This is a genomic window from Flavobacterium sp. 103 (assembly GCF_003096795.1).
GTDB lineage: Bacteria > Bacteroidota > Bacteroidia > Flavobacteriales > Flavobacteriaceae > Flavobacterium.
The window spans coordinates 3,289,797-3,311,679 of the sequence record NZ_QENX01000001.1 but is presented as its reverse complement, the minus strand read 5'-3'; the positions used below and the strand labels follow the sequence as shown (position 1 = coordinate 3,311,679).

The 21,883-nt window shown below is 34.5% G+C and carries 13 protein-coding genes and 3 tRNA genes; 10 read left to right on the top strand and 6 right to left on the bottom strand.

The window, feature by feature from the left end; translation table 11 throughout:
• The first annotated feature begins 286 nt into the window (after positions 1-286).
• From C8C85_RS14000 to C8C85_RS13985, 4 genes are all read left to right on the top strand, one after another.
• On the top strand, positions 287-1,180 hold the full coding sequence (locus C8C85_RS14000) for an ABC transporter ATP-binding protein (protein WP_116797608.1): 894 nt from the start codon (positions 287-289) through the stop codon (positions 1,178-1,180).
• Between the two features lie 71 nt (positions 1,181-1,251).
• Entirely contained in the window at positions 1,252-2,088 is an 837-nt protein-coding gene (locus C8C85_RS13995) for an ABC transporter permease (protein WP_116798494.1), read from the top strand.
• A gap of 13 nt (positions 2,089-2,101) precedes the next feature.
• Positions 2,102-4,435, top strand: coding sequence for a T9SS type B sorting domain-containing protein (locus C8C85_RS13990; protein ID WP_116797607.1), 2,334 nt, complete (start codon positions 2,102-2,104; stop codon positions 4,433-4,435).
• 22 nt (positions 4,436-4,457) lie between these two features.
• The gene (locus C8C85_RS13985; RefSeq protein ID WP_116797606.1) at positions 4,458-8,933 is read left to right on the top strand and encodes a T9SS type B sorting domain-containing protein; all 4,476 of its coding nucleotides are present in this window, start codon (positions 4,458-4,460) and stop codon (positions 8,931-8,933) included.
• 154 nt (positions 8,934-9,087) lie between these two features.
• On the opposite strand, the gene C8C85_RS13980 is transcribed toward C8C85_RS13985, so the two are convergent.
• Positions 9,088-9,933, bottom strand: a complete 846-nt coding sequence (locus C8C85_RS13980; protein WP_116797605.1) for an AraC family transcriptional regulator — start codon at positions 9,931-9,933, stop codon at positions 9,088-9,090.
• Positions 9,934-10,056: 123 nt separating this feature from the next.
• Here C8C85_RS13980 and C8C85_RS13975 point away from each other — a divergent pair, with 123 nt between their 5' ends.
• The 4 genes from C8C85_RS13975 (at position 10,057) to C8C85_RS13960 (ending at position 16,955) form a co-directional block, all read left to right on the top strand.
• On the top strand, positions 10,057-11,964 hold the full coding sequence (locus C8C85_RS13975; protein WP_116797604.1) for a beta-L-arabinofuranosidase domain-containing protein: 1,908 nt from the start codon (positions 10,057-10,059) through the stop codon (positions 11,962-11,964).
• A gap of 79 nt (positions 11,965-12,043) precedes the next feature.
• The gene (locus tag C8C85_RS13970; RefSeq protein ID WP_116797603.1) at positions 12,044-13,879 is read left to right on the top strand and encodes a glycoside hydrolase family 13 protein; all 1,836 of its coding nucleotides are present in this window, start codon (positions 12,044-12,046) and stop codon (positions 13,877-13,879) included.
• A 16-nt stretch (positions 13,880-13,895) separates the two neighbouring features.
• On the top strand, positions 13,896-14,816 hold the full coding sequence (locus C8C85_RS13965; RefSeq protein WP_116797602.1) for an alpha/beta hydrolase: 921 nt from the start codon (positions 13,896-13,898) through the stop codon (positions 14,814-14,816).
• Between the two features lie 3 nt (positions 14,817-14,819).
• The gene (locus C8C85_RS13960) at positions 14,820-16,955 is read left to right on the top strand and encodes a GH92 family glycosyl hydrolase (protein ID WP_116797601.1); all 2,136 of its coding nucleotides are present in this window, start codon (positions 14,820-14,822) and stop codon (positions 16,953-16,955) included.
• Positions 16,956-17,065: 110 nt separating this feature from the next.
• Here the strand turns inward: C8C85_RS13960 and typA are convergent, their stop codons facing one another.
• Entirely contained in the window at positions 17,066-18,862 is a 1,797-nt protein-coding gene (gene typA / locus C8C85_RS13955; RefSeq protein ID WP_116797600.1) for a translational GTPase TypA, read from the bottom strand.
• Between the two features lie 173 nt (positions 18,863-19,035).
• On the opposite strand from typA, the gene C8C85_RS13950 reads away from it, so the two are divergent.
• Together C8C85_RS13950 and C8C85_RS13945 are read left to right on the top strand one after the other, a co-directional pair.
• Positions 19,036-20,748: a PAS domain-containing sensor histidine kinase gene (locus tag C8C85_RS13950; RefSeq protein ID WP_116797599.1), complete on the top strand. Its 1,713-nt coding sequence runs from the start codon at positions 19,036-19,038 to the stop codon at positions 20,746-20,748.
• A gap of 4 nt (positions 20,749-20,752) precedes the next feature.
• Positions 20,753-21,151, top strand: coding sequence for a response regulator (locus C8C85_RS13945; RefSeq protein ID WP_116797598.1), 399 nt, complete (start codon positions 20,753-20,755; stop codon positions 21,149-21,151).
• A 95-nt stretch (positions 21,152-21,246) separates the two neighbouring features.
• Here C8C85_RS13945 and rpsT read toward each other — a convergent pair whose 3' ends face one another.
• The 4 genes from rpsT to C8C85_RS13925 all read right to left on the bottom strand — a co-directional run bounded on the left by rpsT (position 21,247) and on the right by C8C85_RS13925 (position 21,839).
• Positions 21,247-21,498, bottom strand: a complete 252-nt coding sequence (gene rpsT / locus C8C85_RS13940; RefSeq protein WP_039109573.1) for a 30S ribosomal protein S20 — start codon at positions 21,496-21,498, stop codon at positions 21,247-21,249.
• Between the two features lie 36 nt (positions 21,499-21,534).
• A tRNA-Glu gene (locus C8C85_RS13935) sits at positions 21,535-21,606 on the bottom strand.
• 44 nt (positions 21,607-21,650) lie between these two features.
• Positions 21,651-21,722 (bottom strand) — tRNA-Glu (locus C8C85_RS13930).
• A 45-nt stretch (positions 21,723-21,767) separates the two neighbouring features.
• Positions 21,768-21,839, bottom strand: a tRNA-Glu gene (locus C8C85_RS13925).
• Positions 21,840-21,883 lie beyond the last annotated feature (44 nt).

Here is a 21,883-nt window from a genome sequence, read left to right as displayed (position 1 = left end):
TGATTTTAAGCTGCTAAACAGTTTCTTACCATCTCACAAACCAAGATTCCTCAGTAGAAAAAATGTCACGAAGATTCGCAAAGGACGCGCAAAGATGCGCAAAAGGAAAAACGAATTCTTTATGGCCCATAAAAATCTTTGTGAAACTTTGCGAATTCTTCGTGGTCCTTTGCGTAATAAAATCTAATGCTGATTCTGGGATAAATGTGTTCTAAATGAAAATATTCGAATCCTTAGAGTAACAAAAACAAAGCAAACTCGTCCTATACAAAAAACACTTACTAATTTGGAAACAATTCTTTCAATACATAACCTCAACAAGCGTTATGGCAGTCTTCAAGCTTTAAAAAATGTTTCGTTAGAAATAAAAAAAGGCAATGTTTATGGTATTCTAGGCCCAAATGGAAGTGGAAAATCGACTACTTTGGGTATCGTTCTCAACGTAGTGAACAAAACTTCTGGTGAATACAGTTGGTTTGATGGAAATCTACAAACACATGAAGCTTTGAAAAAAGTGGGAGCAATCATAGAAAGACCCAATTTTTACCCTTACATGACCGCTCAGGAAAACCTGAAATTGGTTTGTAAAATAAAAAATATCAATTACTCCAAAATTCAGGAGAAATTAGAATTGGTAGGTCTCAACGATAGAAAAGACAGCAAATTCAGCACTTTTTCTTTAGGAATGAAACAACGTTTAGCTATTGCTTCCGCCCTACTGAACGACCCCGAGATTTTGATACTGGACGAACCAACAAATGGATTAGATCCTCAAGGAATTCATCAAATAAGGGATATCATCAAACAAATTGCTTCGAAAGGCACTACCATTTTATTGGCTTCACATTTATTGGACGAAGTTGAAAAAGTATGTACTCATGTTATGGTTTTAAGAAAAGGAGAAATTCTTTATACCGGCCCTGTTGATGGTATCTCTGCCAATGAAGGATTCTTCGAATTGCAGGCGGATGATACTGATACTTTAATTCAGGTATTAAACACCCATCCAGCAATTGAAAAAATTACCACATCAGAAGGAAAAGTATTGGTTTACTTAAAAACAAAATTAGAATCGAAAGATTTGAATCAGTTTTTATTTACCAATAACATCTGTTTAAGCCATCTGGTAAAACGTAAAAACAGCTTAGAAGAGCAATTTTTAGAATTAACGAAACAATAGCAAAAAGGCAATAGCAATTGCAAATGTCAATTTCAATGGCAATGGCAATGCAAAAATCTAAAATTAAAAACATGAAACGATTACTCTCTATAGAATTACAAAAAATATGGCTAAACAAAGCAAGTCGTGTCTTGACTTTGACCTACTTTATATTACTTTCTTTTATTGCTTTGATTGCCTCCATTAGGTTTGACATTGGTAACATTCATTTTCAAGTTGCCGAAATGGGTATTTTTAATTTCCCTTATATCTGGCATTTCAACACTTATATTGCTGCTATTTTAAAACTCTTTTTGGCTATTGTGATTGTTTCGATGATGGCGAATGAATACAGTTACGGCACTTTAAAACAAAACCTAATTGACGGATTAAGCAAGAAAGAATTTATACTTTCTAAATTCGTAACCATAGTATTGTTTTCATTATGCTCAACTGTTTTTGTTTTTGTAATGACCTTAATTCTTGGTTATAGCTTTTCGTCATATACTGAAATTGGTATTGTCTTTTCTGATTTAGAATATGTCTTAGCCTTTTTTATAAAGTTGGTTGGATTTTTCTCTTTCTGTTTATTCTTAGGAATATTGGTAAAACGATCCGCTTTTGCATTGGGATTTTTATTGGTTTGGAATATTATCGAAGCCATTGCAAAAGGAATTTTGAACTTTCGCCTTTTTCCGGAAGGCAAAACTGCAGGCTATATCACTCAATTTTTTCCATTGGAAGCAATGTCTAATTTAATATTGGAACCCTTTTCCAGATTATCGCTTATTAAATCAATTGGCGACCAAATGGGCGTTGAAAATCTCAAGGATTATAGTGTTCCTTTTTCCGCAATTGTAATCGTTTTATGTTGGACCATTATCTTTCTATTCCTATCCTATAGAATATTAAAAAACAGAGATTTGTAGTATATTTGTTTCTATGAATCCTCCAAAGTTACTAGTACAAATTATTCTTTTGTTCACCTTGGGTATTGTAAATGCTCAAGTCATAACTGTAGATGATACCCAAACTGCTCAACAACTAATTGAGAATGTTTTGGTCAAAAGTACTTGTGCCAATGTTTCCAATTTCAATGCAACAGGAGACAACTTTACATCTGGTCAAAACAGTTATGCTTATTTCAATGCCGGTACCAGTAATTTTCCCCTTAAAGAAGGGGTTTTATTGAGTACGTCAAGCAGTAAAGAAGCTATTGGGCCATATCAAAACCAAAAAGGAGGAGGAAGTCCATCGTGGAAAGGAGATACCGATTTAGATCAAACATTAGGTATAACCAGCATTAACGCCACAGTGCTCGAATTTGATTTTGTTCCTTTAACCACTTCCATCAGTTTCAATTACATTTTTGCATCCAATGAATACCAACTGTATTTTCCTTGCGAATTTTCGGATGCTTTTGCCTTTTTGATTAAGGAAAAAGGAAGTACAGATAACTATAAAAACATTGCCGTATTACCTGGAACCACAACCCCAGTATCTTCCAAAAATGTCCATCCTACCATAAATAATGTAGTAGATGCATTAGGAACCTCTCATTCAGGATGTCCTGCTATAAATGAATCCTATTTTGGCGGTTATAATAACGCGTCAAGCCCGGTTAATTATAGTGGACAAATTGTAAAAATGAATGCCCATACTGATGTAATTATCGGTAAAACATATCATATCAAATTAGTGATTGCCGATGATAAATACCAATATTATGATTCAGCCATATTCTTGGAAGCAGGAAGTTTTTCGGCAGATATCGACTTAGGGCCAGATCGTACCGCTGCAACGAACAATCCGTTGTGCTATGGCGATAGTTTTACCATTGATACCAAACTACCCGCATCTTATACTTACGAATGGTATAAAGACGGTTCGGCAACTGCCCTTCTTGGTGAAACAAAACCAACTCTTACTATTTCTGATGCGGGCACTTATAAAGTAAAAGTTACTTTAACTCCAGCGACTTGTACCGCCGAAGATGAAATAAAAATAGAATATGCGCCTCAAATAGTTTTAAAGAACACAATTCTATATCAATGTGACGATAACGGCGATGGAATCTCGGTATTTGATTTAACCAAAGTCGATAACATCGTAAAAAACAATGATCCAAAATTGACAAAATTGGTTTATTATAAATCGTTGTCTGATGCCCAAAATGAAATAAATCCAATAAAGAATCCATCGACCTATACTAATTCGGTTCCCAATGAAATTCTTACTGCCCGAGTAAGCAATGACTTTGGTTGTACTAATTATGCCCAATTGAATTTATCAATATCCAATAATCCCATCTCAACACAAAATCCAATAGAAAGTTGTGATGCAGATTCATTGCAGGATGGAATAACACAATTTGATTTGAATGCAAAAGTTACACCACAAGTGATTAATGGATTAGCTTCTGGTTTGACTATTGAATATTACTTGACTCAAACCGATGCCATCGCGCAAAAAAACCAATTACCCAATCTTTTTACCAATACAGTTCCAAATCAACAAATCATTTATGCCCGGATTGTTAATGGTCCGGATTGTTATAAAATCACTCCTGAAACACTTGTTGTAAACACTTTTGATCCACCCAATTTTCAGGACGAAACAACTGGACTATGTGATGGTTCCAGCAAAGTTTTGACTGTTGATAGCGGATTTTCCAGTTATCTATGGAGTAATGGCGCAACAACCAATACAACAAATGTGACATCTCCAGGAGAATACACAGTAATTGTAACAAGCTCAAAAGGGTGCCAAAAAACAAAAAAATACATCGTTACCCCTTCTGGCATTGGAACTATCACTGATGTAGCCGTTTCTGATTTTGCCGGATCCGAAAACTCCGTCTCACTGTCATATTCAGGTAATGGAGATTACGAATTTTCACTAGATGGTAATTTTTACCAAGACAGTCCAATTTTTAAAGGGCTCAGTGCTGGAATCTATTGGGCTACAGTGAGAGACAAAAACGGTTGTGGCACTTCTGTTCCCTACAAAGTCTATGTGTTAGATTATCCTCGTTTCTTTACACCAAATAATGATGGATTTAACGATATTTGGAAAATTAAAAATCTGGAAGCTCTCCCAAAATCAACCATAACGATTTTTGACCGCTATGGAAAATTATTAAAACAGCTCAACGCCACAAGCAATGGCTGGAACGGAACTTATACCGGAAAAGACCTTCCCTCAGATGATTATTGGTTTTCCATAACTTTTGAAGACGGAAAAATAATAAAAGGTCATTTTTCTTTAAAAAGATAGCTTTTATCAATATTTTTAACAAATGAAAAACACCTTATTAGTCCTCATATCCTTTTTCAGTTTAAGTTGTTTTGCTCAGTTCAGCAAAACGCATTATATACCGCCATTAATTTCAGCAAATGGACTTGTTGAAGATCAATATTTATACATCTCAACACCCAGTCTTACCAATGTAAACTTTAAGATAATTCCAAATGGTGGCAGCGTCATATATGGAACCGTAAACAGTAGCAATCCTTATCGCTATAGTATTGGAGCTGGTGATGATACCCAACTATTCACCCCACTAACCAATACTGGGATTGTAGCCAATAAAGGATACGTAGTTGAAGCCGAAGATTTAATCTATGTAAGCGCCAGAGTCAATGCTGGAATCAATAACAACAGAGGTTACAATCACGCAGGAGGATTAGTTTCTAAAGGGAATAGTGCACTCGGAACCACTTTTAGACTAGGTGCAATGTTGAATCCACTTTTTGATCCAACATTATTGAATTTTGCTTCTATACTCGCCCCGGAAAACGGAACCAAAGTCACCATTTCAAACCTTCAAAACGGAACCAAACTGTTGGACGGCTCTACTGTTTCTGGCCCCATTACAGTTACTTTGAATAAAAACGAAAGTTATGTGCTCGCATTACAGAACTACGATGATGGTAGTACTATTTCAAATAGCTCAAAAATAATTGGTGCATTGGTAACCTCAGATAAACCCGTTGTAGTCAACTCGGGTTCGTTTGGAGGAAGTAACAGTTCAGTAATGGGAATGAATCCAAATAGTGGTGGCTTGTCTCCTGCAGGAAGGGATGTAGGTTTTGACCAAATTGTTTCATTGGAAAAAACAGGAAAAGAATATGTATTTGTAAAAGGAATTGGAACAGATGAATTGGAACGTGTTTTATTAGTGGCACATTCCGATAATACCCAAATTTACCTCAATGGCAATGCTACACCATTCAAAACACTTAACGAAGGAGAATACATTGCTCTCGATGGGAGCCAATTCATCAATGGAAATTTATATATTACCGCAACCGAAAATCTGTTTGCTTATCAGAGTATTGGAGGATCGGATTCTCCTGCCAATCAAAACTTATTTTTTGTTCCTCCCATAAATTGTTCTACACCCAATACCGTCGATAATATTCCGCAAATTCAATCTATAGGAAATACAACATTTAATGGAATCTTAAATATCGTAACCGAATCCGGAGCCACTGTTTTATTAAACAACGGCCCCATTACTTCTCCTCCAATTGCTATTACAGGAAATTCAAAATTCGTACGATACACTATATCAGGCTTATCTGGAAATATAGCGGTAAAATCAACCAAACAAGTATATGTATCCTATTTTGGAACAAATGGTGCGGCAACTTATGGAGGGTATTATTCTGGTTTTGATTTGAAACCAGAAATTGTATCCAGTAAAATAGCCGTTGCCAATTCCTCCTGTATTCCAAATGTATCCTTAAAAATAAATTCATTATCATCCTATGATACTTTTCAGTGGTATAAAGACGACCTTCTGATACCATCAGCTACCAACATCAGCTATACTCCCACAAATCCAGGTTATTACCAAGTACGAGGAAGCATATCCGGTTGTTTAAGTGATGTCTATTCAGATAAAATACCTGTTAGTGACTGCCCGCTGGACTCTGACAATGATGGAGCCAATAATAATATAGATATTGATTGGGATAATGACGGAATTCTGAATACTGACGAAAGCAACTTTATTTTTGTAACTCAAGCAAATCCTTTATTGGGCAGCAACTTTAATGGATCAGTTACTGGAAACGGAACGGTAAGTGGTTATCCAACTTATGGTTTTGTTTCTACTATTCCCGAAGGAAAAAACAGTTCAAACACTTATACAGTCAACTTTACCAAACCTGAAAAAATATTTTTTCAGTATATTATAGATGGAAACGTACAAACTACACCAATTACTGACCTTGCCAATTCAGAAGGTGATTTTGTTGTATCTGTTCCTTCCAATGAGACATTAACAATAACCGACCCAAATAATCAACTACTCATCGATACTAATTTTGACGGGATTTATGAAAGTGGTGTCAAAGAATTTACTTCTTTTGAAATTCGTTTTCGTCTAAAAAGCACTGTCCCTGCACCAGCCGGTTCATTGACTTTTAAAATCGAGGGATATGACATCACTTCGTTAATTTTCAAACACAACAATCTTTCAGACACAACAACTAATAGTGCTTCATTCAGCATCAATACAAAAGATCCTTTTGATTCCGATTTAGACGGTATACCAGATGCCTTCGATATTGACAAAGACAACGATGGAATTCCTGACTATATTGAAGCACAAGGAAAAGGCTTTAAATCGCTTTCAGGTGTAGACAGCAATAAAGATGGATTGGACAATAATTTTGAACCTGGATTAAACCCAGTTAATTCTGATGCCGATCTTAATGGTAGCTATTATTATGTGAAAGATGTATTGGATTTAGATAGTGACAATGACGGCATTTATGATGTTGTCGAAGCAGGACACAACGCTTTGGATAGCAATAATGACGGAAGAGTTGATGGCAATGTTGGAACGAATGGATTATTAGATATTTTGGAAAGCGCACCTGATAGCGGAATATTAAAATACTCCATTGCCGATTCAGATGCTGATGGAGAATTAAATTATATTGAAAAAGACAGTGACAATGATGGCTGTAATGATGTAATTGAAGCTGGTTTTACTGATCCAGATTTTGACGGTCAATTAGGAAATACTCCAATTGTAGTGGATTCAAAAGGAATCGTAACCAGCAGAACAAACGGCTACACCGTTCCAAATACTAATTATATTGTAGCAACTCCAATTCTTGTTACAACACAACCTCAAAATCAATCTGTTTGTGAATTACAAAATGGCTCTTTTACAATTGAATCTAATGCCGATGGTTTTAAATGGCAATTATCTATAGATAGCGGAAATACTTGGAACACTCTCGTAAATGATCTTGTTTATTCAGGAACAAATACTAAATCATTAACTATTGCAAAAGTGATTCCTAGTATGAATGGGTATCAATATCGCGTTGTTTTAAGTAAAAACAATAATGTATGTGGACTAACTTCTGCAATAGCCATTTTGACTATTTACGCTTTACCCGTTTTAAATTCTCCAATTACCCTCGTGCAATGTGATGACGATACAGATGGGATTTCCAACTTTAATGTAACCGAAAAAAATAGCTTCATTTCGGCTAATTCCATCATCGAGACTTTCACCTATTACACCACGATGGCAGGAGCAAATACAAAAGATGCTTCGGTATTTATAACAAATCCTATTAGCTTTACTAGTGGCAATAAAAGTATTTGGGCAAGAGTCGAAAATTCAAATGGCTGTTTTAGTATAGCACAGTTGAATCTAATCGTTTCCACAACCCAGATCAATTCCAACTTCAAAAAAATCATTGAAACCTGTGATGATTTTATTGATGCAACAAATGACGACAAAGATGGTATTTCATCCTTTGATTTCAGTAGTGTAATAACTGACATTCAAGCCTTGCTTCCATCTCCTAGTTCGAATTATATCATAAAGTTCTATGCTAATGGAGCTGATGCCTTGGCTGAAACTAATGCCATTCCAAACCCTTCTAATTATAGAAACACAACACCAAACCAACAAGAAATTTGGGTACGAATAGACAGTAATCTCGACAATGCCTGTTTTGGATTAGGATCTTATGTTACACTTCAAGTAAACCCAAAACCAAATATTGATACCAACGACAATCAAAATGCCAATCAATTAGTCTGTTCCAATTTACCAAGCTTTTTTGTCAAACTTGATGCTGGAATAATTGACAATACACCAACCAGCGATTACAAATACATTTGGTCAAAAGACGGCAGTATCATTCCTGGCGAAAACAATTACACACTAGATGTCAACGAAGAAGGTATTTATACGGTAACCGTTGCTACAGCAAAAGGCTGTGAAAGAACCCGAAGTATAACAGTAACTGCTTCAGATATTGCACATCTTAACTCGGTTGCGATCTCAGATTTATCAGACTCCAATACGGTCACTGCAAACATTTCAGGTCAAGGAAATTATGGATACAGCATAGATTTACCCACCGGTCCCTTCCAAGAATCCAATATATTGGAAAATGTGTCCCCAGGCATACATGACCTTTATGTCCATGACAAAAATGGATGTGGTACCCTTCAAAAAACCATCGCAGTTTTAGGAATTCCTAAATTTTTCACGCCTAATAATGATGGCTATAATGATTATTGGAATATCAAAGGAGCTAATGAAACATTCAATAGCGGAGCAAAAATCCTAATATTTGATCGTTATGGAAAACTAATCAAACAAGTTCTGGCCGCAACTGAAGGCTGGGATGGAACTTTCATCGGGAACCCAATGCCTGCAGATGATTATTGGTATACCATAAAACTGGAAGATGGCCGAGAAGCCAAAGGGCATTTTTCATTACAAAGATAAAAACAAGAGTTTGGGCATGCCCCCGTTGAGCAAAGTGGCTAAATATTGATACCGCCTATACAGCCACTTTACGCAACGGGGTCGGGCTATCCGTGTTACTTCGGTAACTTACTCCTATCCCTCACGCAAAATGCATTGAACTAACAGAATATTTTTATTCAAAGATCTTTTTCCTAAACGCCTTGGGTGTCATCCCTTTTTTCTTCAAAAAAACACGATTAAAATAACTTAAATTTTCAAATCCACATTCAAAAGCAATACTATTTATAAGTTTATCTGTTTGCAACAGTAATTGACAGCTTCTGTTTATCCGAATAGCATTCAAATAATCTGAAAAGGTCTTTCCGGTAGCTTTTTTAAAAAAATTACAAAAATTATTTTCCGTCAATGGAATCAAATCGGCAACTTGCTTCAATGTTATGAATTCGGCAAAATGATTTTCCAAAAAATTACAAACTACATTGATTCTATTTTCACTTTCGGCAGAATTCACCGTTTGAAATGGATTCGAGCACAATACTTTTTGTTCACATACGGTCAATTGATTTAAGATTTTAATCAAATCAATGATGCGATTAAAACCATTAGAATCTACCAATTGTACCAAATCAGCTTTTAATTCCAAATTTTCAGCCGGAAAAAACAAACCTTTTTTGGACTTCTCTAGCAGCGACTTTAAGGCAATACTCTCTTCAAATCCTAAAAAAGAATCAATAAAAGTGGGTGAAAATTGTATTACAACAGCATCAAAATCTTCAAAATCATTTGATTTACCAACCCAAGTATGTGGCAAATAGGACCCTAACAAAACCAAATCACCGTCTCCAAAAGTCTCATGACTATTCCCAATCAATCGATATCCACTCCCTTTTATAATATAAGTCAATTCAAATTCAGGATGATAGTGCCATTTAAATTCAAAATAAGGAATTTGAAATCGGTAAGCATAAAAACTAGCAATGCCTTGATGTGAATTTATGTCTTCATAAATGGGTTTCATACACTATACTTTCAATTTACAGGTAAAAATAATTAAAATAATTGAGTATAGTATCATAAATTAATAATTCCGAATTATAAAATCCAACGAAAAGGAATTAATTTTGAATAAAATAACTTAAAAATGAAACACTTAGCAATTACAATCTGTTTATTCACCTTTAGTTTTATGAATGCTCAAGAAAAAGTAGCCGAAAAATATCAATTATTACCTTTTGGCAGCATAAAACCAAATGGTTGGATTAAAGTACAAATGCAAAAAGATATAAACGGATTTGTGGGTAATTTGGATCAATTGGTGCCTGACTTAATTAATGATCCAATTTATGGCACAGGAAGGCTTCAAAAACATTCTAAAAACAAAGAGTTAGGAAATCTAAAAGAAGGTGATGCCGAAGGTAGCGAACAATATATGTGGTGGAACAGCGAAACACAATCCAATTGGTGGGATGGATATATTCGGAATGTAATACTGCTTGATGATAAAGTGGGTATAGAAAAAACAAAAAAATATGTTTACCACATTTTGGCCACACAAGATGCTGATGGCTATCTCGGAATTTATGATCCCGAATTGCGTTATAAATTCAATTCAGAAAATGGAGAACTTTGGTCAAAAGCTACATTATACAGAGGGCTGCTCGCCTATTATGACTATTCTAAAGACCCAAAAGTTTGGAATGCATTGGTTAAAGCAGTCAATAATGTAATGGAAAATTATCCAATAAATGCATCGAGTCCATTTTCATCAGGTGAAAAATTCAACGGTGGTGTATCGCACGGACTAACATTTACAGATGTATTGGACAAAATGTATCAAATGACTGGAGACAAAAAATACGTGGATTATGCTTTGTTTCTGTATTTAGATTTTTCTAAAACATATCAATCCGAAAAGGATGTTCAATTAGCCAATATTCTTAATCCAAATTACAAGTTACAATCTCATGGTGTTCATACTTTCGAACATTTACGTCCATTGATCGTGGCCACTTATGCAACTGAAAATCCAGAATTGAAAAAAGCCTTAGCTATTTATGTACAAAGAATTGAAAATGCAACAACCCAAACAGGTGGAGCAATTGGCGATGAATGGATTGCAGAAAGAAATGCAAATGCAACGCATACCGGTTATGAATATTGCTCTTTGCACGAATTACTGGATAGTTATACGGTATTAATGCAAAAAGAAGGTCAAATAAAAACTGCCGATGAAATTGAGACCATTTTCTACAATGCCGCTCAAGGTAGTCGGGACCCAAAACATTCTTGTATTGCTTATCTCAAAACCGATAATTCGTATGAAATGTTGGGCACCAAAAATGGTGAAATAGAACCCGACCGCAAACAAACTCGTTATAAATATTCACCCGCACACCAAGACGTAGCCGTTTGTTGCAATCCAAATGCAGGAAGAATTACACCTTATTTTTTAGAAAAATCATGGATGAAAGAAGGAAATAATACATTGGTCGCTACAGTACTTTCTCCAAATGATGTTGAAACAACGATAGACAATAATCCTATTCGAATTGAAGAAATCACTGAATATCCTTTTAAAAACAAGTTTACATTTAAAATTTACAATCCAAAAAACGGTAACTTTAAACTAAAAATTAGAAAACCCAGTTGGGCAACACAAGTTGAAACCAAAGAGAAATTTACTCAAGAAAATGGATTTATTGTTCTAGACAGAAAATTCAACAAAGAAGACCAAGTACAAATTGAGTTCAAGGCTTCAATCATAGTGAAAGAAGATGCCAATCAAGAAAAATATTTCACTTATGGCGCACAAGTTTTTGCCAAACCAATTAAAGCAAACGAACTTAAGGGTAAAATATACAAGGGAGATTTTTATGATGTAACTTATAGTCCGATAGAAAATACAAAATATCAATTCATTGAAAATAACAATGCAAAATTTGAGAATGATACAATCAACGTAACCTTAAAAAACACCGCTACCAATCAATTAGAGAATGTTGTTTTAGTTCCTTTTGGACAAACGGTATTAAGACAGGCTTCTTTTTAATCTAAAATATTTTAAATCGACATTTACAATTTAAAAAATAAAGTAGATCAAATTATATCAACGAACAAATTCTAAATAAATGAAAAAATTTGCAATCCTATTTTTAATTATAGCAAATAGCCTAAACGCACAAATCAGTCGTATTGAACCCGGAAATTGGTGGGTTGGAATGAAACTAAATCAAATAACCCTTTTGGTTTACGGAACTAATATTCAAAATTTAGAACCTGAAATAAAATACCAAGGAGTAAAAATTGTAAAAACTGAAAAGGTAGAAAACCCTAACTATTTATTTGTAACGATAAATATTAGCCCAGAAACTGTTGTTGGGACTGCCAAAATAAATTTCAAAAACAACAATAAAACCATAATCACTAAAGATTTTCCATTATTGCCGAGAGAAATCAATAGTGCAAACCGAGCTAGTTTCGCTCCAAAAGATGCTATTTTATTACTAATGCCCGACCGTTTTGCCAATGGAGACCCTAAAAACGACAATACAACTGGTAGTTTAGAAAAAGTCGATAGAAACGATGAAAGCGGCAGACACGGCGGTGATATTCAAGGAATCATAAATAATTTAGATTATATAAAAACCTTAGGCTATACTCAAATTTGGAACACACCTCTTGTAGAAAACAATATGCCAAAGTATTCCTATCACGGTTATGCTGCTACCGATTTTTACAAAATAGACAGCCGTTATGGTACTAATGAACAATTCAAAAAATTGGTTGAAGAAGCAAAAAAAAGAAACATTGGTGTAATTTGGGACGTAGTTCTCAATCATTGTGGATCCGAATATTATTTTGTCAAAGATTTACCTATGAAAGACTGGCTTAATTTTCAGGAAACCAAAACAAGAACAAATCACATCAAATCAACGTTGTTAGACCCTTACGCAACCGAACAAGATAAAATTGGTTATACGGATGGCTGGTTTGATACTTCCATGCCCGATCTCAATCAGAGAAATCCTTTTATGGCGAGTTTCCTAATTCAAAATACGATTTGGTGGGTAGAATATGCAGGACTATCTGGCTTTAGAGAAGATACTTTTTCTTATGCCGATAAAGATTTTTTGGCTAAATGGACGAAGACTGTTTTGGATGAATATCCTAATTTTAATATAGTGGGAGAAGAAATGACCACAGTAACTGAGCTTTCGGCCTATTGGCAAAAAGATAAAGTGAATGTTGATGGTTATAAATGCTATTTACCAACTTTGATGGATTTTGCTTTAACAGAAAACTTAGTAAAATCCCTCACTACAAAAAATGATTGGGAATCTACTTGGAAAGAACACTATAAAGGAATGGGGCAAGATTATCTCTATCCAAATCCTAACAATTTATTGATTTTCCCGGACAATCATGACATGGATCGTATATTTTCTAGGCTGAATAAAGACCTTGATAACTGGAAAATCGCCATGGCACTATACACCACAATGAGAGGAATTCCTCAATTTTATTACGGAACCGAATTATTATTTACCAATGAAAAATCAGGAAATGACGGTCAAAGACGAGCTGATTTTTATGGAGGCTGGCCTGGAGACAGTAAAAATGCTGTTACAGGAAAAGGACTTGACACCAAAGAACTTGAAGCCCAAAAATACTTGAGTAATTTACTCAATTGGAGAAAAAATGCAGCTGTCATTCATAACGGTAAATTCATCCATTATGCTCCAGAAAAGAATGATGTTTACGTCTATTTCAGATACAATGACAAAGAAAAAGTAATGGTGATTTTGAATAAAAACAAAGAAAAAGTAAATCTCGATATGAATAAATACAATAAAATGGTACCTAATACATTCAATGCCAAAGAAATTATTAGCAATAACGACATCACCGTAAATAATACTTTAGAAATCGCTCCAAAAAGCGCCATAATTCTAGAAATAAAATAAACATAATAGTTTTAAAATGAAAAAATCTATAATCTTATTCATTGTAGGAATGCTTAGCTTCCCTTCAAACGCTCAAGAAGTCAAAGTTACTTCCGGAAAAGTACAACGCATGGCAAATTTTCAATCCAAACTAATTGATGCCCGAAACATTGATATTTGGTTACCAGACGGATATTCAAACAAAGAAAAATATGCCGTTTTATACATGAATGACGGTCAAGCCTTGTATGATGCCGAAAGTACTTGGAACAAACAAGCTTGGGAAGTTGACGAAGTGGCAGGAAAATTAATCGGAGAAGGCAAAACTCAAAAATTCATAGTTGTCGGGATTTGGAACAATGGCGCCAAACGACATCCCGAATATTTCCCCCAAAAACCTTATGAAAGTTTAACACAAATTCAAAAAGACACGGTCACCGCTCAATTACAAAAAGCAGGAAGAACCAAAGAAATCTTCACTCCCTATTCGGATTTGTATTTAAAATTTCTGGTAAACGAATTAAAACCATTTATTGATAAAAATTTCTCGACAAAGACCGATCAAAAGAACACATTTATAGCGGGATCCAGTATGGGAGGACTAATATCTATGTACGCGATTTGCGAATATCCAAAAATTTTCGGTGGTGCAGCCTGCCTGTCAACGCACTGGCCAGGGACATTTTCTGCTATCAATAATCCTATTCCAGATGCTTTTGCCAATTATTTAAAAGCAAATCTCCCAAACCCAAAAGACCATAAAATCTATTTTGACTATGGAGACCAGACCCTTGACGCCATGTATAAACCTTTGCAAGAAAAAATAGATATTGTAATGAAAGCCAAAGGTTTTACTAACAAAAACTGGGAAACTAAATCCTTCCCTGGAGAAAATCATTCAGAACAAGCATGGGCTAAGAGATTGGATATTCCATTGTTGTTTTTATTAAAAAAGTAAAATATGCAAAAATTATCAATCTTATTTTTTTTACTATTTCTTTCCTTAGAAAGTTGCTCAAGTAAAGAAGAATCTAAAGATTTTACCCAATTTGTCAATCCCTTTATAGGAACTGATGGAACAGGTCATACTTTTCCTGGTGCTTGTTTGCCCTTTGGAATGGTACAGCCTAGTCCAGACAATGTTGATATAGGTTGGGATTACACCTCAGGATATCAATACAAAAATCCTGAAATTCTAGGCTTTTCCCAAACCCACTTGAGCGGAACCGGCATTAATGATTTAGGAGATGTTCTATTACTCCCGTTTGTAGAAAACAAAACTGAAAGTTTTAAAACCGGCTATAATAAGAAAACTGAAAAAGCCAGTCCAGGTTTGTATTCGGTTACATTAAACGACAGTATAAAAGTAAATCTAACAGCAACTGAGAGAGTAGCCTTTAATCAATTTATCTATCCCACAAACAAAGCTAAATTATTGATTGACATTCAACACGGATTGCGTTTTTTAACGGACTCATTGGTATTGGACAGTAAAGTTAGCATTGAAAGCAACACAACTATTTCAGGCTATTGTCATAACAAAAACTGGGTACAGCGAAAATATTTCTTTACATTAACATTTGATACTCCGTTTTCAAATGCAATAGAATTACCTAAAAAAACCAAAGAAAAAGCACCTAGATATATTCTTGATTTTGTATTAAAAAACAAAACGTTACAAGCCAAAATTGCTTTTTCAACGGTAAGCATCGAAGGAGCTAAAAATAATTTAAAAACGGAATTGCCCCATTGGGATTTTGAACAAACGGTAGCCAATGCCAAAGCCAAATGGAACAGCTATTTAGCTAAAATCGAAATTGAAGCTCCTCAAAAACAAAAAGAAATATTTTATACTTCCCTGTACCATTTATTTACTCAACCCAGCAATATTGCCGATGTAGACGGAAAATACCGTGGTGCCGATGATAAAATTGCAACAGCACCCAACGGAGAATATTATTCGACACTTTCGCTTTGGGATACCTATAGAGCTGCAAATCCTTTATACACTATACTTGTTCCAGAACGTGTAAACGGTTTTATAAACACAATGCTCCTTCATCATAAGGCTGCGGGATATTTGCCTATTTGGACAGTTTGGGGACAAGAAAACAATTGCATGATTGGTAATCATGCAATTCCGATTATAACCGATGCGTACAGCAAAGGATTCAAAGATTTTGATGCTAATGAAGCTTTGCAAGCTATGATTGAAACTACTACCAAAAATCACCCCAATAACGATTGGACTTTATACAGTAAATATGGGTATTATCCATTTGACAAAATAGATAACGAATCCGTTTCCAGAACATTAGAAAGTGGTTATGACGATTACTGTGTGGCGTTATTAGCCGAAAAGTTAGGCCGTAAAACGGTTGCCAAAACTTATTATAAAAGAGCCTCTTATTACAAAAACATATTCGACAAAGAAACGGGATTAATGAGAGGAAAAGATTCTCAGGGTCATTGGAGAACGCCATTCGACCCCTTAAAACCGACCTCTCCTATGAATAATCCTGGAGATTATACTGAAGCCAACGCATGGCAATATTCCTGGGCTTCTACTCAACACGATATTACGGGAGTTACAAACTTATTAGGGGGAAAAGAACAATTCACCAAACAGTTGAATACTTTTTTTACACTAAATGGTGAAAAAGACAACAGACATCTTGGTCAAGAAGGAATGATTGGTCAATATGCCCATGGAAATGAACCTAGCCACCATATTTCCTATTTGTATGCCTACTCGAACGAACCTGAAAAAGGAAAAAAATTAATTACTCAAATATATAATCAGTTTTACAATAATACTCCAAACGGAATTACAGGCAATGACGATTGTGGTCAAATGAGCGCATGGTATATTTTCACCACTTTAGGTTTTTATCCCGTAAATCCTGCTACTGGTGCATTTGTTTTTGGAATGCCACAGGTCAAAAAAGCAACTATACATCTCGCTGAAAATATAACTTTAAGTATTATTTGTAATGGAAAATCTTATAAAAAAATTACCTTGAACGGAACCAAAATTAATGGAATCGAAATCAATTACAAACAAATTATGCAGGGTGGTGAGTTGAAATTTGAGTAAAATATAAAAAAACAAGCTGCTTTTCAAAGTCTAAGAAAACTTCTAAAATGAAAAATCCCAAATTCCAGTACTTAGGAATTTGGGATTTTAAATATTGAAATTTAAATCTTTTAGATTTTAAATCTTTTTCTATCTGTTTCTGTCAAATAAATTTTTCTCAAACGAATAGATTTTGGAGTTACCTCAACATACTCATCTTTTTGAATATATTCTAAAGCTTCTTCAAGAGAGAAAATGATTGGAGGAATAATTCTCGCTTTTTCATCATTCCCAGAAGAACGAACGTTAGATTGTTTTTTCTCTTTAGTTACGTTTACACACATATCATCACCACGAGAGTTTTCTCCAATTACCTGACCTTCGTAAATTTCGGCATTTGGTTCAACAAAAAACTTACCACGATCTTGTAATTTATCGATAGAATAAGGAATAGCTTTTCCTTTTTCCATAGAAATCAATGAACCTTTGTTACGTCCAGCAATTTCTCCTTTGTAAGGTTCGTATCCTATAAAACGGTGTGCCATAATAGCCTCACCTGCAGTAGCAGTAAGCAATTGATTACGCAATCCAATAATTCCACGTGATGGAATATTAAATTTTACAATCATACGGTCACCTTTAGTTTCCATACTCAGCATTTCACCTTTACGCATAGTAACGAACTCAACCGCTCTACCTGAAAGAGTTTCTGGTAAGTCAATTGTCAATTCCTCAATTGGTTCACATTTTTTACCATCAATTTCTTTGATGATAACTTGCGGCTGACCAATTTGCAATTCGTAACCTTCTCTTCTCATTGTTTCAATAAGAACAGACAAGTGAAGTACACCACGGCCAAAAACCATAAACTTATCAGCAGAATCAGTTTCACCCAATTTCATTGCTAAGTTTTTCTCTAATTCCTTTGTCAAACGCTCTCTAATATGACGAGAAGTTACAAATTTACCCTCTTTTCCAAAGAAAGGAGAATCGTTAATTGTAAACAACATACTCATTGTAGGCTCATCAATATCAATTGTTTTCAACGCTTCTGGATTTTCAAAATCAGCGATAGTATCTCCAATTTCAAATCCTTCAACTCCAACAATCGCACAGATATCTCCAGCAATTACTTCTAGTACTTTTTTACGTCCAAGACCTTCAAAAGTATGAAGCTCTTTAATTCTTGATTTTATTATTGTACCATCTCTTTTAACCAATGAGATTGGCATACCTTCTTTTAAAACTCCTCTTTCTAGACGACCAATAGCAATACGTCCTGTAAAAGCTGAGAAATCTAAAGATGTAATCAACATTTGTGGAGTTCCTTCGGAAACCTTAGGAGCAGGTACATTCTCAACAACCATATCCAACAATGCTTCAACATTATCAGTTACGTTTTCCCAGTGATCAGACATCCAGTTATTCTTAGCTGAACCATAAACGGTTGGGAAATCCAACTGCCATTCTTGAGCACCTAATTCAAACATTAAGTCAAAAACTTTTTCATGAACTTCTTCAGGAGTACAGTTTTCTTTATCTACTTTGTTGATTACAACACAAGGCTTAAGACCTAAATCAATAGCTTTTTGTAATACAAAACGAGTTTGTGGCATTGGACCTTCAAAAGCATCCACCAAAAGACAAACACCATCAGCCATGTTCAAAACACGCTCTACCTCACCACCAAAATCGGCGTGACCAGGAGTATCGATAATATTGATTTTGGTACCTTTATACTGAACCGAAACATTTTTAGAAGTAATAGTAATACCTCTTTCGCGCTCTAAGTCGTTGTTATCAAGGATTAAATCACCTGTGTTTTCGTTGTCACGAAATAATTGACAGTGATACATAATTTTATCAACCAAAGTTGTTTTACCGTGATCGACGTGGGCAATAATTGCAATGTTTCTAATAGCTTCCATCTGTGATTTTTAATGGGTGCAAAGGTACACTTTATTTTGATATAAAAAACCTTTACGCAATAGTTTGCTATTTTGTTAACACATAAGCACTTATTGTAAACTTAAAATTATGATGTCCGAATTTATTTAAATCGATGTTTTAAATTTTAACATTTATTAATTATATTTGATTAATGAAAAACAAAGCCAACCAAATAACCTTAATCTACACCCTTTTCGCATTATTTTTAGCTATCATTAGCTTTAAATTAGCCAAACAATATTCTTCGCATTTGGATTGCTATAATTTCAGTTTCATCAAAGACATATTTTTCATCACTATTACAGGAATTCTCTTTAGATACATCTTGTCCAAAAACGACAAAAGAAATACTGAAATCAATAAAAGTCTCAGACAAACTAATGATAAATTAAAAGAGTCAAACGACAAATACGACATCGTTGCCAAAGCCACTAGCGACACTATTTGGGACTGGAAAATCCCAGAGGACCACATCACCTGGAATAAGGGAATCAAAGGAATATTTGGTTACAGCCAAGATCAAGTGGGAAAAAATTCCAAGTGGTGGTTTGATAATATCCATCCTGAAGACAGTATAAAAATGTCGGTTAAACTTTATTCTTTTTTGGAACAAAAAACAGAAAAATGGCAGGATCAATATCGCTTTAAATGTGCAGACGGCACATACAAATATGTATTGGACAGAGGTTTTATTCTAAAAGACGAAAATGGAAAAGCCGTCCGAATGATTGGTGCTATACAGGACATCACCAAACAAAAGGAAGAAGAAAATCGCTTAAAATTACTTGAAACCGTTTTTACCGAAGCCAAAGATTCTATCATCATCACCCAAGCATTCTCAGACGACAATCAAATTCCAAAAATAGTTTTTGCCAACCCTGCTTTTAGCAAAATGTCAGGTTATGAGCATTCCGAAATAATAGGCAAATCCCCTAATTTCTTTATGGGTAAAAACTCCGACTTGCAAGAAATTGAAAAATTAACTGACTCCATAAAAAACAAAAAAGAATGTTTTCTGGAAATCATCCTTAATAAAAAAGACCAATCCGAATACTGGGTCAGACTATCCTTTATTCCAGTTTATAATCTTGAACACGATCTTTCCCACTGGATTTCCATACAAAGAGATATTACAGAAGAAAAAAAATTAGAAAAAGAAAAAGAAATACTCATAAGAGAATTAACCCAAAACAACAAAGACTTAAAACAGTTTTCTTATATCACCTCTCACAATTTAAGAGCCCCCCTATCCAACTTGACTGGATTATTGAATCTAATTGAAGACTTTACAATTGAAGACGAAGAATTAAAAGAAATCCTTAGAGGCTTTAAAATATCAACACACTTACTCAATGAAACCATTAATGATCTCGCCAAGGTAATTACCATAAAAGACAGCACATCCATACAAAACGAAGAATTACAGATACGAGACATTTTCAAAAACATTTTTAACCAACTCCATATACAGCTCGAGAGCATAAAACCACAATTAAATATCATTTACGGAAATGTTGTTAAAATAAACACAAACAAAGCCTATTTTGAAAGCATCTTTATCAATTTACTCACCAATTCTTTAAAATACAGATCAAAAAACCGAGACTTAGTAATTGACATCATAATAGCTGAAGAAGAAAACGACACTATAAAAATCCTTTTCAGAGACAATGGCATAGGCATCGATTTAGAAAGAAATAAAAATAAAATTTTCGGACTATACCAAAGATTTCACGATTACCCAGACAGCAAAGGATTAGGCTTATTCTTAGTCAAATCACAAATAGAAACCATGGGAGGCACTATTAGTATACAAAGCGAGGTTGAAAAAGGAACAGAATTCACACTAACATTTAAATCCTGATAAAATGTTGGAACTTATCATGTGCATTGATGACGACCCTATCACATTGATGCTATTCAAAAAAGTAGTACAAAAAGCTTCTTTTGCAAAAGAAATAACAAACACTTTTAATGGCCAGGAAGCTATTAATTTAATCAACACAATTAACAACAATCCCAATCAAGAAAAAAAGCCACAATTAATCTTTTTAGATTTAAATATGCCTGTCATGGGTGGATGGGAGTTTCTCGATTTGTTTAATGCTTCCAATTATTTTAACCTAAACAATACAAAAGTTATCATTTTAACGTCAACCATAGATCCAGAGGACATCAAAAAATCGAAATCATACCCCAATGTCATTGGATTTCTATCCAAACCCATCACTGTTGAAATGTTGGATTATTTAAATAGCAAACTTTAAAAATATTTCAAAATTTAAGAATTTGATTCACCAAGAATCAGACATAAAAAAAAGCCCCTTAAAAAGGAGCTTTTTTTTTATATAAATTATATTACTTACAATTTAGCAACATGCTTAGTTAACTTAGACTTCAAGTTTGAAGCTTTATTATCATGAATGATGTTTTTCTTTGCTAATTTATCGATCATAGAGATTACACTTGACAATTTTGAAGTCGCATCAACTTTATCAGTTGCAATTCTTAATGCTTTAATAGCATTACGAGTAGTTTTGTGTTGGTATCTATTTAATACTCTTCTCTTTTCGTTACTTCTAATTCTTTTTAGAGCTGACTTATGATTTGCCATTTTGTTATCTTTTTATCTTAATTATTTCATTTTTTGTAGTCCGTAAGGGAATCGAACCCCTGTTACCAGAATGAAATTCTGGCGTCCTAACCCCTAGACGAACGGACCATTATCCCTCTAAGTTCTGGAACATTCTAGATCAAAAAAAATTGTAGTCCGTGGGGGAATCGAACCCCCCTTACCAGGATGAAAACCTGGCGTCCTAACCGATAGACGAACGGACCGTTGTTTTTTTATTCTCAGAAATTTTTCAATCTAAATACTTCTTGTAGTCCGTGGGGGAATCGAACCCCCCTTACCAGGATGAAAACCTGGCGTCCTAACCGATAGACGAACGGACCCTACTTCTGTAATGCGGATGCAAAAATACAACTATTTTTGAGAA

Bases quoted from the DNA above. Each gene is read 5' to 3' on its own strand.
- C8C85_RS13995 (WP_116798494.1), top strand. From the start codon at position 1,252: ATGAAACGATTACTCTCTATAGAATTACAAAAAATATGGCTAAACAAA.
- C8C85_RS13990 (WP_116797607.1), top strand. From the start codon at position 2,102: ATGAATCCTCCAAAGTTACTAGTACAAATTATTCTTTTGTTCACCTTG.
- C8C85_RS13985 (WP_116797606.1), top strand. From the start codon at position 4,458: ATGAAAAACACCTTATTAGTCCTCATATCCTTTTTCAGTTTAAGTTGT.
- C8C85_RS13980 (WP_116797605.1), bottom strand. From the start codon at position 9,933: ATGAAACCCATTTATGAAGACATAAATTCACATCAAGGCATTGCTAGT.
- C8C85_RS13975 (WP_116797604.1), top strand. From the start codon at position 10,057: ATGAAACACTTAGCAATTACAATCTGTTTATTCACCTTTAGTTTTATG.
- C8C85_RS13970 (WP_116797603.1), top strand. From the start codon at position 12,044: ATGAAAAAATTTGCAATCCTATTTTTAATTATAGCAAATAGCCTAAAC.
- C8C85_RS13965 (WP_116797602.1), top strand. From the start codon at position 13,896: ATGAAAAAATCTATAATCTTATTCATTGTAGGAATGCTTAGCTTCCCT.
- C8C85_RS13960 (WP_116797601.1), top strand. From the start codon at position 14,820: ATGCAAAAATTATCAATCTTATTTTTTTTACTATTTCTTTCCTTAGAA.
- typA (WP_116797600.1), bottom strand. From the start codon at position 18,862: ATGGAAGCTATTAGAAACATTGCAATTATTGCCCACGTCGATCACGGT.
- C8C85_RS13950 (WP_116797599.1), top strand. From the start codon at position 19,036: ATGAAAAACAAAGCCAACCAAATAACCTTAATCTACACCCTTTTCGCA.
- C8C85_RS13945 (WP_116797598.1), top strand. From the start codon at position 20,753: ATGTTGGAACTTATCATGTGCATTGATGACGACCCTATCACATTGATG.
- rpsT (WP_039109573.1), bottom strand. From the start codon at position 21,498: ATGGCAAATCATAAGTCAGCTCTAAAAAGAATTAGAAGTAACGAAAAG.